Source organism: Streptomyces sp. NPDC017225, from assembly GCF_044331465.1.
Lineage (GTDB): Bacteria > Actinomycetota > Actinomycetes > Streptomycetales > Streptomycetaceae > Streptomyces.
On the sequence record NZ_JBIRNE010000013.1, the window covers coordinates 98,506 to 113,462 of the forward strand.

The window sequence follows — 14,957 nt, forward strand, 5'->3', positions numbered from 1 at the left end:
GCCGGGCAGCTCGCTCTTCCCGTCGCGAAAGGAACCGCAGACATGCAAGAGGACCAGCGTGTTTTCGATGTCGCCATCGTCGGTGGCGGCATCGGCGGGACGATGCTGGGGGCCGTACTCGCACGCAACGGTGTGCGCGTGCTGCTGCTGGAGGGCAGCGGACACCCCCGCTTCGCCATCGGAGAGTCCACCGTCCCCGAGACCACCTTCGGCCTGCGCGTGCTGGCCCGCCGCTACGGCGTCCCGGAGATCGAGCACCTGGCGACCAACGGAACACTGCGCCGTCACGTGTCGTCGAACTGCGGGGTCAAGCGGAACTTCAGTTTCGTCTACCACCGCGAGGGCGAGCCGACCCGGGCCGACGAGTGCACCCAGTACCCCACCTGGGGGCCGCCGCTCGGTCCGGACTCGCACTACTTCCGGCAGGACGTGGACGCGTACATGTTCCACGTGGCCGTGTCCTACGGCGTCACCGCGTACACCCACACCCTGGTGGACGACGTGAAGTTCGAGGAGGACGGCGCCACCCTGGTCACGCGGGAGCGGGGCACCTTCCGGGCGTCCTACGTGGTCGACGCCGGCGGGATGCGGGCCGTACTGCCCGAACGGCTCGGGCTGCGGCAGGAGCCCCCGTACCGCACCCGGTCACGCACGATCTTCACGCACATGGTGGACGTACGCCCCTTCGACACCGTGGCACCGCCGCGCGAGCAGCACGCAATGCCCAGCCCGTTCAGCCAGGGGACGCTCCACCACATGTTCCGGGGCGGCTGGTTCTGGGTGATCCCGTTCGACAACCAGTCGACGAGCACCAGTGAGCTGTGCAGCGTCGGCGTCAACCTCGATCTCGACCGGTACCCCCGTCCGGACGACGTCTCGGCGGAGGAGGAGTTCTGGCGTCATGTGCGCCGGTTCCCCAGTGTGGCGCGGCAGTTCGACCAGGCGCGGGCGGTACGGCCGTACGTGTCGACCGACCGCACCCAGTTCGCCTCGCAGAAGGTCGTGGGAGACCGGTGGTGCCTGCTGCCGCACGCCAGCGACTTCATCGACCCGCTGTTCTCCAGCGGCCTCGCGGTCACCGTGATGGCACTCAACGCCCTGGGTCACCGGCTCATCGAGGCCGTGCGCCAGGACGACTTCGACACCGCCCGGTTCGCGTACCTGGACCACTGGACCAAGCGCATGTTCCGCTTCTACGACGACCTGGTGTCCTGCAGCTACATCTCGTTCGACGACTTCGACCTGTGGAACGCCTGGAACCGGGTGTGGACCATCACCACCCTGTACGGGACCAACGCCCAGAACCAGGCCGCCGTGACGTTCGAGAAGACGCACGACCCGGCCTGCTTCGACGCGCTCGAACTGCCGCCCTACCGGGGCCTCCAGGGCGTCGACAACCCGTGGGTGGAGCGGCTGTTCGATCAGTCCCGGGACGCCGTACTCGCCTATCACGCGGGAGAGTCGACGAAGGAGCGGACGATCGCGCGCATCTACGAACTGCTGCGCGAGAGCGAACTCTGCCCCTCGGTGTGGGGCACCCTCGATCCCGAGGACCGCTGTCCCGCCGGCGTGTTCACCCTGTGGCCGCTGATGAGGATCCTGCTGTGGGGCAAGTTCCGCTCACCGCGGCACGTGCGCGGGTCCTACTTCACCGGTGGCGCGCGGATGGTGGGAAGGGAGGCCGTCCAGGCGTACACCACCGAGCTGCGCGCCGGCGGCTCCCAAGTGCACCAGACCGTACGGGACATGTGGTTCAACTGGAACCGCGACTGGACCCGGCGTCCGGCTTCGCGGAAATGACCGCGAAGAATCATTCCTGCCGACCGGTGGAGGTACACATTCCGGTTTGCCCCCCGAAGGCCTCGGGTAGGAAAACCACATGGTCGACGAATAGAAAGTCGACTGCGGTTCTCCCTGCCCAATCCGAGAGACAACGGGCTGCAATCCACAATGGTGCGACATTCCACCTGCCAATCGCCCGCTGAATGCTCCTGGGAAGACATCTTCCAGCATCAGGACCGCCTCATGCGGTTGGTTCGGCGAAGACTGCCCAGTTTTCAGGACGCCGAGGACTGCGTTCAGGAAACGATGGCCCGCGCAGCCGCCCACGCCGCGCTGGACAGGAATCGGCTCGGTTCCTTCCTGACGTCCGTGGCGCTTCGGCTCTGCATCGACTTCTACCGTGACATGGAGCGTCGCAGCAGACTTCTGCAGCGTGCGGCGCCCATGGACGCCTCCGGCACGACCGAGGACGACGTCTGCGACGAAGACTTCGGCAGATGGCTGCTGGGCCAGGTGAAACACCTGCGCGGACGCGAACAGGAGGTCATACTCGCTCGCGCCAAGGGGATTTCGACTGCGGAATTCGCCCGCATACACAACATTTCCGTCAAGGCAGCCGAGGCCGCCTTCACCAGGGGCCGCGCCCGGCTCAAGAACGCGTGCGCCAAATCCTTGGAAGGCTGTGTCCGATAACGGACAGAAGCCATTTCCCTCGCATCACAGGAAAACGGAAAGGGACCCCGCTCATGTCCAACAACAAAAACCTCCAGGACATCCTCAAGGACCTGGTCGGCAATATGGCCGACAGCGGGAAGGAAGCCTTCGACGACATCCTCGACCGGCCGGACAGGCCCGGGCCGTGCGGCTCGGGCGCGGGCAACCCCGTCGACACACTGGCCGGGCTGCCCGCGAACGCGCTCGGCGCGCTGGCCGGCGCCGTCAACCCGGCGACCGCGCTCGCGGGCGCGGCCAACCCGCTGGCGGCGCTCGCGGGCACCCCGGGCAATCCCCTGGCCGCGCTCACGGGCGCCGTGGGAGGGGCCAACCCGCTCGCCGCACTGGGCGCGGGCGGGGCCGGTAACCCCCTGTCGGCGCTCAGCGGGGCCGGTAACCCCCTGGCCGCGCTGGGCGGCGCCGCCAACCCGCTCGCCGCGGTCGGCGGTGCGGCCGGTGCCCTCGGCGGGCTCGGGCAACTGGCCGGAGGCCTCGGCCAGGCCGCCGGCGGGGTCGGCGACCTCATGTCGCTGCCGACCCAGCTCACCCAGCTGCTCCAGGTACTGCCCAAGCTCGTCGAGGCACTCGAGGGCCTGCAGAACCTGACCGGCCTGCCGACCCAGGGCGGGCAGTCCTCGTCCTAGAGCCGGCCGCCGGTGCCCCCGTCCCGCCCGTCCCGCCCGGCCGGCCCGGTCGAGCGCGCCGACCGCCGTTCGCGTACCCGGCTCCCGATCTGAGGAGGATCACACACGATGGCGTCTGTCGTCTGCGATCGACTGCGTCTCGTGGTCAAGGTGCTGGGCAGCCTCGTGGCCGACGAGGTGGGAGAGGCGACCCGGCTGCGGAGACGTACGAGACGGGACACGCGGAACCCGGCGGAGGACACCGAGGCCTCCGCCGGGTCCGGCCCCGACACCGCCGCCGGGTCGGAGCAGCGCCGGGCCAAAGCGGTGCGGCGGGCGCTGGAGAGCCTCGGACCCTTCTACGTGAAGCTCGGTCAGATCCTGTCCACCCGCCCCGACATGGTCCCGCGGTCGATCCGGGACGAGCTGCAGAACCTGCACGACCAGGTGGACATCCAGCCGTTCTCCGTGTTCGAGCCGGTGCTGGCACGGGACCTCGGGCCGGACTGGAAGCTGCGCTTCGACGACGTCGAGACCACCGCCCCGCTCGGGGCGGCGTCCCTCGCGCAGGTCTACCGGGTCACACTGCCCGGTGGACGCCCGGCCGTGGTGAAGATCCAGCGGCCCGGCATCCGCGACGGCGTGCTCGCGGACATGGCCCTGATGCGACGGGCATCGAAGATCGTGGCCCGCGTCGCGCCCCGGTTCAACGAGGTCATCGACATCGAGGCGATGCTCGGCTCGGTCTTCGACGCGATGGAGCCGGAGCTCGACTTCAACGGCGAGGCCCACAACATGGACGAGGCCCGCGAGCACATCCGGAACTTCCGCTCGCTGGAGGTGCCCCGGGTGCTGCACGCCAGTCCCCGGGTCCTGGTCCAGTCGCTCGCCGGCGGGAAGTCGGTACGGCACATCGACCGCAGCCACTTCACGGACGACGAGCGCATCGAGATCGGCAAGGATCTGCTGCGGTTCATGTACCACGGGTACTTCGTCCACCGCTTCTTCCACGCGGACCCGCACGCGGGCAACGTCTTCGCCGTGCCCGGCGGGCCCGCGACCCTGATCGACTGGGGCATGGTCGGCCGTCTGGACCGCCGTACCAGCATGCAACTGCTTCCGTTGTTCATGACGTTGGCGCAGAACGACGGTGCCGGACTGGCACAGCACTGGGCCGGGATGGGCCGGATGACGCCGTGGGCCAACATGCCGGCGTTCGCCGCCGACATGGCCGCCTTCGTGCCGAAGGTCTCCCATCTGTCCCTGGAGGACATGAACTTCGGCGTCTCGCTCACCACGGTGCTGGCCAAGGCGACCAAGCGGGGCATCGGTTCGCCGCCGGCCGTCTCACTGCTGGGCAAGTCGTTCGCGAACCTGGACGGCTCGGTGCGCTGCCTGGCTCCCGAGATCACGCTGCCGGAGGTGTTCCAGGGCGAGGTGCCGAAGATCCTCTTCTCGCTGGGCCGCGAGTTCCTGGGCCGCAACCAGTTCGCCCGCAACTCCATGGAGCTGCTGCTGACCGCGGTCACCAGCCCGGAACAGGTCCGCGGGGTGCTGTCCGACATCGCCAACCGGCAGTTCGCCCTGAACATCCACGAGCCGCGGACCCCCGCCGCGATGGGCGGCCAGCGGCCCACCCGTCCCTCCGGCGGGCTGCTGGCGCTGGGCGCGCTGGCGGTCCTGCTCAGCCGCCGACGCTCCCCCTGACCGGACCCGGCGGCCGCCGGACCGAGACCACTGCCACCACTGCCACCGACACCACCGACACCACCGACACCACCGACACCACCGACACCACCGACACGGAGGTTTCCCATGCCGGACACCACACGGCCCAAGGTCCCGCCCGCGTCGGGCGTCCCGCTGCCGGACGGGCTCTCCCGGGTCGCCCTGTGGACGGCGTCCGCGCACGCCGCCGAGTACGGGCGGTCCGGGCCGTACGTCCGAGATCCGTGGGCCGCCGACTTCCTGCACGCGGCCGGCTTCACCGGGGGTCCCCCGGGCGACGGTCCGCTCCAGCGGCTGCTGCCCGACTGGGCCGTGGTGCGCACCCGCTTCTACGACGAGCACCTGATGGCCGCGGCCCGTTCGGGATGCCGGCAGGTCGTGCTGCTCGGGGCCGGTCTCGACACCCGCGCCTTCCGGCTGGACTGGCCGAGGGGGGTGCACGTCTTCGAGGTCGAGGACCCGGCGCTGCTGGCCTTCAAGGAGTACGTGCTGGACTGGGCCACGCCGTCCTGCGGCCGCCGCAGCACCGTCGGTGCCGACCCGGCCGGATCCTGGGGCGAGGAGCTGCTCGCCGCCGGGCTGGATCCGCGCAGGCCGACCGCGTGGCTGTGCGAGACGCACCTCTACCACCTCCGGCCTCACACGGTGGAGTCCATCGTCCGCACCATGACGGAGCTCTCCGCGCCCGGCAGCACCTTCGGTGCCGAGTGCGTGAACGCCGGGGCCGCTTCCTCGTCGTTCGTGGCGCCGTTCCTGGAGGCGCTGTCGGCCACCGGGATCTCCTGGGACTGGCAGCTCGCCGAGCCGGAGGACTGGTGGGCGGGACACGGCTGGGACGCGCGGGCGGCCGATCTCTTCACGCTGCCGTACGTGGTGCAGCGCCTGGCGCCCTATCTGCCGCTGCTCTCCGAGGCCGCGGCGAAGTGCGTGTTCCTGACGACCGGGACACTGGGCGACTCCGGCGACTCCGGCGACTCCCGCTGAGGTACCGGACGGCACGGCACGGCAGGCGCCCCGGGCTCGTCGCGACACCCGAGGGCCCTGCCGTGCCCCGTGCCCGTTACGGCCGTTCGAGTTCCAGCAGTGCCGCGAGCCACAGGTCCGGGAGTTCGCCGGCCGTCGAGAGGGCCTCGTCGTGGATCACGGCGAAGCAGGCGGTGTCCTGCTGGCTCGTCAGCGTGGTCAGGCAGCGGATACCGGCACCGAGCCCGGAGTAGACGACGGCCCGGCGGGCGGCGTTGCCCTGGTGGACGAGTGCGCTGCCGAAGTTCACGCTGCTCACCGGCCCCGCGACGGACCGGCCGTTGACCATCAGGGTGCCGACCCGGGCGCCGACCGCCCGCGGCCCGGCCGACAGCATCAGGCGCAGGGCCTCACGCTGACGGCTGGTGCGCAGTGCCCCGGTACGGGCGACCACGCGGTCCAGGGCGTGCCGCGGGGACGGCGCGTCGCAGGGCAGCAGGACGCGTGCCACGACGAGCCGGTTGCCCGGGGCGCACTCCTCACCGGGTCCCCGCACCGACATCGGCAGTGCCACCGGCAGCGGCGGATGGGCACCACCGGTGTTCTTACGGTGCCAGGTGCCGACCGCGTACGCGTAGGCGGCGAGGAAGACGTCGTTCACGGATGCGCCGTGGGCCCGGGCGACGGCCCGCAGCCGCGCCACCGGGACGACCGCCTGGCACATGTCCGTCCGCCCGCGGACCGGTACGTCGAAGGCCGGTTTGACGGTCCGGCGGAAGGAGGCCGCCACGTCCCCGACGGCACCGGCGAGGCCGCCGGGAGCCGGGAGCCCACGGTGGTGCGCCGGCGGTCCGCCCGCGGGGTCGTCGTCGAGCAGGGCCCGCGCGGTGTGCGCGGCTCCCACGCCGTCCTGGAAGGTGTGGTCGGTGCGGTAGCACAGACTGTGGCCGCCGGTGGGGCCGTGCACCAGCCACAGGTCCCAGGGCGGCCTCCCGTCCCCGCCCATGGGACGGGACAGCATCAGCCGTCCGGCGCCCGAGCCGTCGTCGTCCCCGGGCAGCCAGGCCTCGTGCACGTGCTGCTCCACGGCGATCCGTTCGACGCGGGAGAACGTCCGGCTCCCTCGATCGATGCGGTAGCGCAACGCCGGGATGCGGTGGGCGCGTTCGGCGACCCGGGCGCGTACCGCGTCCAGGGTGGGGGCGCGGCCGGAGAAGCCGAAGAGGAACCCGGCCGGCAGCGGCCTGCCCTCCATGGCCAGGTGGTAGGCGATGTCGGCGGTGCCCATGGGCAGGGACGCCGGCAGACCGCCGTCGCTGCCGGGGCGGGGGTGGCGCATCCAGGACCTCTCCGTCGGGTGTCTGTCGGTTCGGCTGTCGGTTCGGCTGTCGGTTCGGCTGTCGGCTTGACTGTTGGCTCGTCCCTCGGTCGCACGTACATGGCTACCGCCCCGCCGGGGTCTCAGCAGGCGCGGCGCGCGGTGCGTCCGAGTGCGTCCACGTACGCGCGCAGCAGGGGCCGGGCGGGGCCGTGGACCGGCAGGCGCGGGGCCCGGGAGCGGTGCCACGGCAGCGGTTCTCCGGGTTCCGGCTCGCCCAGCAGGGCCGCGGCCACGTGCGCGCCGTGCGCCACGGACAGGGCGAGGCCGTGTCCGCCGCAGCCTCCGATGTACCAGACGTCGGGGAACCCCTGCACCGGCCCGACCACCGGCAGGTCGTCGCCGGTGACACCGATACGGCCGGACCAGCGGTGGGTGACCCGCGCCCCGGCGAGGCCGGGGTGCAGGCACCGCAGCCATCGCTCCAGCCGGCTCCAGGCGCGCTCCCGCAGGGCCTGGAGCCGGGGAGCGTCCAGCCCCGCCGGGACCGTCGCGGTGCCGCCTCCCGCCACCAGACCCCCGTCCGGGAGCAGCCGGAAGTACGGCGCCATGGGCACGGCGTCGACGACGGTGCATCCGGCGCCCCCGCCCAGCACCTCGTACACCGGGGCGCTCAGCGGTTCGGTGGCGACGGCGTACACCTCCAGCGGGAGGACCGTGCCGACCGGCAGGTCCAGTGTCCGCGCGGCGGAGTTGACGGCCAGCACCGCCTGACCGGCGTAGAGCCGGCCGTGCGGGAGGACCAGTTCGGGGCCGACCAGGTCCCCGGGGCGCAGCGCCAGCAGCGGGCTGCCGCCGTAGAAGCGCACGCCCTTGTCGGCGCAGGCTCGGGCGAGGGCGCAGGTCAGGGCGGCCGGGTCCAGGGTGGCGGCGGGGCGGTGCAGGAGAGCGGCCTTGTACGGCACGCCCACGCGGTCGCGGATGCCGGCCGCGGTGAGGACGGGGACGTCCAGGCCGATCTCGCGGCAGGCGCGGGCCTGGCGGGCGAGTGCCACCAGGCCCGCGGACGAGCGTGCGGCCATGAGCTGCTCGCCGGTCCGCAGCCCGCACGGCACGTCGAGCCGGCCGCACAGGTCGAGGACCTCGCGTACCGCCCGCTCGCTGGCCCGGTGCATCCGGCGCGCCGTCCGCGGGCCGAAGCGGCGCACCGCGCGGTCGACGGCGGGGCCGGCCCGGGGGCCCAGCAGACCGGTGCCCCGGCCACTCGCCCCGGCGGCCGGGTGCTCGGCGTCCACCACGACGACGTCCAGCCCGGGGGCGCGTACCGCCAGGTGGTAGGCGCAGGACAGTCCGGCCAGGCCGGCCCCGACGACGGCCACGTCCGCGGTGACCACGCCGTGCAGCTGGGGCTGCGGCGGCAGTTCCGCCGGTTGCCAGTACGGCGTTCCGGCCGGCGGCGTGGTCATCCGGCGGCGTCCGGCACCGGCTCGGTCAGCGCACCGAACCGGCGGTCGTGCCACAGCAGCGGGCGTCCGCCGCCCACGTGCACGGCGGCGACCCGGCCGACGACGAGGTGGTGGTCGCCGTAGCGGCGTACGTCCTCGGTCAGGCACACCGACCAGGCGAGCGCGCCGGCCAGCACCGGGACGCCCAGGACCTGCCGGATGTCGGTTCCGGCGAACCGCTCGGCCGCCGTCGTGGCGGGGGACGCGAACCGGCCCGCCAGCTCCTGCTGTTCCTCGCGCAGCAGGTGCACGGCGAAGACCCGGCGGGCACGGACGGCGGCCAGGGTGCGGGAACCGTCGCGCAGACAGGCCAGGAGCAGCGGTGGGCGGGCCGAGAGCGAGGTGACGGCGGAGACCGTCATGCCGAGCGGGCCGTCCTCACCACGGGCGGTCACGACGGTCACCCCGGCTGCCAGCTTGGCGTACAGGCCGAGGCAGCGGGCGGCGCCCGGCCCCGGCTCCTCGTACAGCGCTTCCCCCTTGAACGCTTCCCCGTGCGGCGGGTCGGTCGCGGTGGGCGGGGTCCCGGCGGTCGCCGTCCGGTCAGCCACGAGCCGCAGCCGCGCGTTCATCGATCACCTCCGCGTCCGCCAGGCCCCGCAGCACACGGGCGATGTTGGTCCGCACGGTCGACTCGGCGACCGGGTCGAGGATCTCGGCCAGGGAGGGGATGCCGAGGTCGAAGGCGGCGGTGAACACGACGAGCGTGCCGCCGCTCCGGGGCTCGCAGCGCCAGCTTCCCTCGAAGGTCTGGAAGTCGCCGCTGAGCTGCTCGAAGGCGAGGGAGTGGGTCTCGGGCGAGTAGGTGTCGCGTTCCCGCCACCGCATCAGGCCGCCCCGGAACTCGACGGTCCAGTCCGAGACCGTCGAGCCGTCGGGCAGCTCGGGTTCTACGCGCACCTCGCGGAAGGTGTCGCTGTACTCGGGGTAGCGGCGGAAGTCGCTGATGCGTCGGTAGACGTCCGCGGGTGCCAGTTTGCCGGCGAAGGCGTGCAGGACCACATGGCGCATGGGTCGTTCGGTTCCTTCCAGAAGCTGGTGTCAGCCGGCCATGCGGCCGGCCGCGCTGTGCAGGGCCTCGGCGAGGGTGGTGAGGAACAGGTCGAGCGCGGAGTCCTCGACCACGGCCGGCGGGGTCAGCCGCAGCACCCGGGTGGAGTTGAGGGAGTGGTTGACGAGCACACCGCGGGAGATCAGCTCCAGCAGGAGTTCGCCGACCGCCTGGTCCTCGGCGAACTCGATGCCGATCAGCAGCCCCCGGCCGCGCACCTCACGCACCAGCCCGCCCTCGTACGGCGCGCACACGGCCCGTACGGCGGTGAGGACGCGCAGGCCGAGAGCGGCGGCCCGGACCACGGTGTTCTCCTCCTCCATCGCCCGTACGGTGGCGAGGGCGGCGGCGCAGGCGATCGGGGAGGCGCCGAAGGTGGAGGTGTGCAGGTAGGGGTCGCGGCTGAAGGGCGCGTAGGCCTCCGCGGTGGCGGCCATCGCGGCGATCGGTACGACGCCGCCGCTGAGCCCCTTGCCGGCGAGCAGTACGTCCGGGCGCACGCCCTCGGCGTCGACGCCCCACCAGGTGCCCAGCCGCCCCATGCCGGTCTGGATCTCGTCGACGACCAGCAGGGCGCCGTACGCCCGGCACAGCGCCCGCACCTGGCTGAGGTAGCCGGGGCGGGGGATGCGTACGCCGCCCTCGCCCTGTACGGGTTCGATGATGACGCAGGCCCGGTCGCGGCGGGCGGCCAGCGCCTGTTCGAGGCCGGCCGGGTCGTCGTAGGGGACCTGGGTGACGTCGGGGAGCAACGGCTGGAAGGGCGTCTGGTAGGTGGCGTTGGCGGTGACGCTCAGCGCGCCGAGGGTCTTGCCGTGGAAGCCTCCGCGAGTGGTGATCACCGAGGTGCGTCCGTGCGCGCGGGCCAGTTTCAGGGCGGCCTCGGTGGCCTCGGCGCCGGAGTTGACGAAGTGGACGTAGTCGAGGCCGGGCGGGGTGTGGGCGGCGAGTGCCTGGGCGGCCAGGGCGGCGACGGGTTCGAGGAAGACCCGGCTGGCCAGCGGGTGGGTGTCGATCTGGCGGTGCACCGCCTCGACGACGGCCGGGTGGCGGTGGCCCAGGATGAAGACGCCGTAGCCGCCGAAGTCCAGGAAGCGGCGGCCGTCGTCGGCGTGGATCCAGACGCCCTCGGAGCGGACCTCTGCCATGCCTCCCATGACCCTGCCCATGACGGCGCGGCCGGAGCCGATGTGCTTGAGGTAGAGGTCGACGACGTCGATCCGGTCGGACGGCTCGGCGGCCCGGGTGGGTGGCACGGAGGTCCCGGCGGACGGCCCGGCGGCCCCCGCGGACGGTCCGGTCGTCCCAGCGGGCGGACCAGCCGTCCCGGCAGGCGATCCGGAGGCCTCGGTGGACGGGGGTGACACCGTCATGACGCCGCCTCCCTCGGAGCGGTCGCGGCGGCCCGGTGCCGGCTGAGCAGGCCGGCCCTGTCCTCGGCCCAGCTCTCCGCGTTGCGCACGAGTGCGGCGCGGATGTCGGTGCGGGTCAGGCGGGTGCCGCAGTCGGGTTCGCCGAGGGAGGTGTCGAACGGCAGCTCCCGCTGGAACACCAGCAGCAGTTCCGCGTAGTGCTCCAGTCGCCGGCGGACCGACGCGGGCAGCGCGGTGCCCTCCAGCATGGGCAGCAGCAGCCGGTGCACGGCCTCGACCGGGATGAGCCGGGGCCGCTCGGGCCGGGGCAGGCCGTGGCGCACGGCGACGTCCGCGCAGACGTCGGCGACCTCCCGCAGCTCGACGGCCTCCTTCCCCGCCGTCAGCCAGTACTCGCCGCAGCCCACGCCGCCCCGGACCAGGTCGCCGATGGCCCGCGACACGTAGTCCTGGGGCACCATGTCGATCCTGGCCTCGGGAGCCCCGGGCAGCACGGGCACCTGCCCGAGGACCATCGAGCCGATCGTCTTGGTCAGGCCCTGCTGACCGGCGATCCGTCCGGTGCCGGAGTCGCCCATGACGACCGAGGGCCGCACGATGGCGCCGGGTACGCCCGCGTCACGTGTCATCTGCTCGGCCCGGGTCTTGGAGTCGAGGTAGGCGGCGGCGCCGGGAAAGCGCCGGCGGTCCTCCTCGGTGGGGGTGTTGGCCACGAACGCGGTGCTCACCAGGTAGAGCGGGGCGTCGGCCCGGGCGGCCAGGTCGAGCATCGTGTCCGCACCGCGCAGGTTGGTGCGTGTGATGTCCTCCGGCGGGGTGCGCCAGTTGGTCTCGGCGGCGGAGTGCAGTACGACGTCCACCTGGAGGGCCAGTTCGTGCCAGGCCAGGGGGCTCAGACCGAGCCGGGGTGCGACGAGGTCGCCCCTCATCTCGCGCACCCGCGGATCGCGCAGCGGTGTGTTGCGGCGCAGGCACAGCAGGTCGAAGTCGGCTGACAGCTCGTCGATCAGGGCCCGTCCGAGCACTCCGGAACCGCCGGTGAGCAGCAGGGTGGGGCGGTCCCGCGGTCCCGTACGGCCGGTGGGCAGGACGGTGAGACGCTGGTTGTCTGACGGCATGGGTGTGTTCTCCCAACGGGGCTCGGCCACCGATGAACGGCGGACTGAGGTCAGGCGATGACGAGTGGCCGGTCGGCCAGGTAGGCGGAGAACGGGCCGGTCATCCGGGAGCGCGACGGCGGGTGCAGGGACAGTCCGTTGGCGCAGGCGGCGAGGTGGCCCACCTCGTCGGAGGTCATGAAGTTGAGACCGCCGAGCAGTTCGACCGCGCGCGGGACGACACGGGCGATGACGTCCTGGACGCCGTAGCGCGCGTACAGGGCCTGCGCGAGCGCCGACTCGTCCAGGTCGCCGGCGTCGATACGCCGGGCGACGCTCTCGGCGGTGGCCATGGCTGCCTCGGTCTCGACGAAGAGGCGTACGCGCTCGTGCTCGGGGATGCGGTCGTTCAGCAGCACCCGCTCCACCAGCGCGCTCGCGGCGCCGAGGTAGCTGCCCGTCATCAGCGCCTGGAACCAGATCAGGCCCGCCGTCTGGAGCTCGTCGAGCCGTTCACCGGAGGTCGTCGCGGTGCGCAGCAGGAGCTCCGGCGGGACGAGGACGTCGGTGAGGGTGACCTGTTCACTCTCGGCACCGGCGAGGAAGGCGCTCGACCAGAAGCCGCTGACGCTCAGGCCGTCGCTCTCGGCGGGCACGAGGGCGACGGCGAGTTCGTCGCCCCGCCCGTCCTCGCGCGGGAGCATGACGCTGGCGGTGAGCACGTCCATGGAGCGGGCGAGGCTGCACGGCCGCTTGACGCCGTTGATCCGGACGCCGTCCTCTGACACCGCGGCGGTCATCGACGGGTCCAGGATGCCGGCGCCGCTGCGGCCCTCGGCGAAACCGGAGGCGATGATCCGGTTGGTCGAGGCCACGCCTTCGACCAGCATCCACTCCAGGCCGTCGCCGAGGTCGCCGAGTCCGACCAGGGTGGCCATGGAGAAGTGGTGCATGGTGGTGGCCACGGCCAGGGAGGGAGAACGGCTGCCGATGGCCCGCTGCACGCGCAGCGCGTCCAGCGCGGTCGCGCCCCGGCCCTGGTGGGACTCCGGAACCAGGAGCCCCGGACCGCCGCTGTCCCGGAAGTGCCGGATGCCGCGGCTGCCCGGCCGCTCCAGCTCCATCAGCGGGGTCTCGCGCAGGGCGGGATCCAGGTCGGGCAGCAGCTTGGCGAGGGTGGCGCGTTCACGCTCGAGGAATCTCATGGGCGTGGTCCTCCGGGGTGGGATGGGTGTGACACGTGCACGGCGCTCAAGCGGCGCACGTACGGCACTCGCACGGCCGCGCAAGCGGTGGCTCATACGGCGTTGGTGGCGCGCAGCAGTTGCCAGACGGCACCGGGGCGGGGCCTGCCGCGGAAGGCGATGTACTCCGGGAGGACCGCGTGCGGGGCCCATTTCTGCTTGTACTCGAGCTGGGAGGCCGCGGGGTAGATCGCGTCGCCGCGTTCGGCCAGCAGCCGGGCGAACCGGGAGAACAGGCGGCTGGCGCCCGGCGGTTCGTGCTCCGGGTCGAGCCCGGTGAACGGGGTGAACCCGAAGTGCAGCCAGCCGGCTCCGTCGGCGGTCAGCCGTTCCATGACGGTGGCGTTGAGTGCCTCCATCACGCCGGGCGGCGCGTCGGGCCGGCGCCGGCTGAGGTCGTGCAGCCAGCCGGGGCGGCTGCCGAAGACCGGCGAGTAGTTGATGTACCCGACCACCTCGCCGTCGATCCGGCCGGCGAACAGACGGCGATGCCTCTGAAGGCTCCCGTTCCGCTGACCGACGAGGAAGCGCAGCTCCTTGACGTGCCGGCCCTTCTCCCGCAGCCAGCACTGGTCGATCCGGTCCAGTTCGGCGCGGTCGTCACCGTCCACGACCTCGGTGACCTCCAGACCGGCCCGCCGGGCGCGTGAGATCTTGTTCCGCAGCCGGACGAAACGTGAGCCGCGCAGCGTGAAACGGCTCAGGTCGACGGCGTACGACGACCCGATCTGGTTGACCGTGAACCCGTGCGCCGCGTACAGCTCGGCGTCCGCCCGCTGCAGTTGCACGGCGACCAGGCGGCGCCCGGCGTGCGCGGCGAAGGCGTCCAGCAGCCGGGCGCGGTGTTCGGGTGCCGCGAACGGGCCGCCGAATTGCAGCACGTAACGACCCGATGTGCGATAGGCGCAGGCACCTTCGAACCGGTCGTCGTGGAAGTAGGCGTTCCCGCTGTTGAGGGCGAGAAAGGAACTGGGGTTGTCGCTGTGCGCGGCGAGCGTGTCAAGCACGGACGGCATCGGTGTCCTCCACGGTCCGCGCCGCGGCGCCCGCACCGCGATCCGCCACCGAGTGATAGCGCTGCTCGAACACCTGGAAGGCCGGGTCGGTTTCCGGTTCGAAGGCGACGCCGAAGGGTTTGAGGGAGTTCCCGAAGAGCGCCCGGTCGCCCATGAGGTGGATCGGAAGGGCGAGCAGCGCCCATTCGGGCCGGACGAACAGCGCCCACGCCCCGGCCAGGACACCTGCCGTGACCAGGCTGTGCATCACGTTGTAGGCCACGTAGCAGCCACGCGGCACGCGTCGGTCCGGGCTGCGCCGGAAAGCGATCGCACCGGGAAGATAACCGATGACGTCGATCACCACGAACAGCAGCACGAACACGCCCCAGCGGATTTCCGTATGGTGCTGGAAGGCGAGCACGAGCGATACGGCGAGAAAGCCCAGCCATTCGAGTCGGGAGAGAGCGAAGGTGGCCTTCGTCTCGAAACGGTTCTTGGCGTCCACGGGCGCTCCTGGATTGCGCGTACGATTCCGGGGCCCGGCAGCGGCCTGCCCCCTCG

14 protein-coding genes and 1 pseudogene are annotated in these 14,957 nt (G+C 72.3%); 5 read left to right on the plus strand and 10 right to left on the minus strand.

Features of this window, described 5'->3' with window-relative positions; translation table 11 throughout:
- Positions 1-42 precede the first annotated feature (42 nt).
- The 5 genes from ACH4NX_RS26285 to ACH4NX_RS26305 all read left to right on the plus strand — a co-directional run bounded on the left by ACH4NX_RS26285 (position 43) and on the right by ACH4NX_RS26305 (position 5,831).
- Complete coding sequence (locus ACH4NX_RS26285; RefSeq protein WP_398128924.1) at positions 43-1,800, plus strand: NAD(P)/FAD-dependent oxidoreductase; 1,758 nt, start codon at positions 43-45, stop codon at positions 1,798-1,800.
- 150 nt (positions 1,801-1,950) lie between these two features.
- Complete coding sequence (locus ACH4NX_RS26290; protein ID WP_351395071.1) at positions 1,951-2,475, plus strand: sigma-70 family RNA polymerase sigma factor; 525 nt, start codon at positions 1,951-1,953, stop codon at positions 2,473-2,475.
- A 53-nt stretch (positions 2,476-2,528) separates the two neighbouring features.
- Complete coding sequence (locus ACH4NX_RS26295; RefSeq protein WP_351395073.1) at positions 2,529-3,140, plus strand: hypothetical protein; 612 nt, start codon at positions 2,529-2,531, stop codon at positions 3,138-3,140.
- Positions 3,141-3,248: 108 nt separating this feature from the next.
- Positions 3,249-4,826 carry an ABC1 kinase family protein gene (locus ACH4NX_RS26300; RefSeq protein ID WP_398128925.1) on the plus strand — a complete coding sequence of 526 codons (1,578 nt, stop codon included), beginning with the start codon at positions 3,249-3,251 and terminating at the stop codon, positions 4,824-4,826.
- 108 nt (positions 4,827-4,934) lie between these two features.
- On the plus strand, positions 4,935-5,831 hold the full coding sequence (locus tag ACH4NX_RS26305; protein WP_351395076.1) for an SAM-dependent methyltransferase: 897 nt from the start codon (positions 4,935-4,937) through the stop codon (positions 5,829-5,831).
- A 76-nt stretch (positions 5,832-5,907) separates the two neighbouring features.
- Here ACH4NX_RS26305 and ACH4NX_RS26310 read toward each other — a convergent pair whose 3' ends face one another.
- The 10 genes and pseudogenes from ACH4NX_RS26310 to ACH4NX_RS26355 form a co-directional block, all read right to left on the minus strand.
- Positions 5,908-7,149 (minus strand): wax ester/triacylglycerol synthase domain-containing protein, encoded by a 1,242-nt coding sequence (locus ACH4NX_RS26310; protein WP_398128926.1) that lies wholly within the window; start codon positions 7,147-7,149, stop codon positions 5,908-5,910.
- Positions 7,150-7,175: 26 nt separating this feature from the next.
- Positions 7,176-7,250: pseudogene (locus ACH4NX_RS26315) on the minus strand (PT domain-containing protein); the annotation flags it as partial.
- Positions 7,251-7,271: 21 nt separating this feature from the next.
- Complete coding sequence (locus ACH4NX_RS26320; protein ID WP_351395080.1) at positions 7,272-8,594, minus strand: FAD-binding oxidoreductase; 1,323 nt, start codon at positions 8,592-8,594, stop codon at positions 7,272-7,274.
- Positions 8,591-9,205, minus strand: coding sequence for a flavin reductase family protein (locus ACH4NX_RS26325; RefSeq protein ID WP_351395081.1), 615 nt, complete (start codon positions 9,203-9,205; stop codon positions 8,591-8,593). Before ACH4NX_RS26325 ends, ACH4NX_RS26320 begins: the two co-directional genes overlap by 4 nt.
- Entirely contained in the window at positions 9,177-9,644 is a 468-nt protein-coding gene (locus ACH4NX_RS26330; RefSeq protein WP_351395083.1) for an aromatase/cyclase, read from the minus strand. Before ACH4NX_RS26330 ends, ACH4NX_RS26325 begins: the two co-directional genes overlap by 29 nt.
- 30 nt (positions 9,645-9,674) lie before the next feature.
- The gene (locus ACH4NX_RS26335; RefSeq protein WP_398128927.1) at positions 9,675-11,057 is read right to left on the minus strand and encodes an aminotransferase class III-fold pyridoxal phosphate-dependent enzyme; all 1,383 of its coding nucleotides are present in this window, start codon (positions 11,055-11,057) and stop codon (positions 9,675-9,677) included.
- The gene (locus ACH4NX_RS26340) at positions 11,054-12,175 is read right to left on the minus strand and encodes an SDR family oxidoreductase (RefSeq protein ID WP_398128928.1); all 1,122 of its coding nucleotides are present in this window, start codon (positions 12,173-12,175) and stop codon (positions 11,054-11,056) included. The genes ACH4NX_RS26335 and ACH4NX_RS26340 overlap by 4 nt, the downstream gene beginning before the upstream one ends.
- 50 nt (positions 12,176-12,225) lie before the next feature.
- A complete protein-coding gene (locus ACH4NX_RS26345) occupies positions 12,226-13,359 on the minus strand; it encodes an acyl-CoA dehydrogenase (protein ID WP_398128929.1) in 1,134 nt (377 codons plus the stop codon).
- A 92-nt stretch (positions 13,360-13,451) separates the two neighbouring features.
- Positions 13,452-14,414 carry a DUF2156 domain-containing protein gene (locus ACH4NX_RS26350; protein ID WP_351395094.1) on the minus strand — a complete coding sequence of 321 codons (963 nt, stop codon included), beginning with the start codon at positions 14,412-14,414 and terminating at the stop codon, positions 13,452-13,454.
- Complete coding sequence (locus ACH4NX_RS26355) at positions 14,398-14,901, minus strand: hypothetical protein (protein ID WP_351395096.1); 504 nt, start codon at positions 14,899-14,901, stop codon at positions 14,398-14,400. The genes ACH4NX_RS26350 and ACH4NX_RS26355 overlap by 17 nt, the downstream gene beginning before the upstream one ends.
- Positions 14,902-14,957 lie beyond the last annotated feature (56 nt).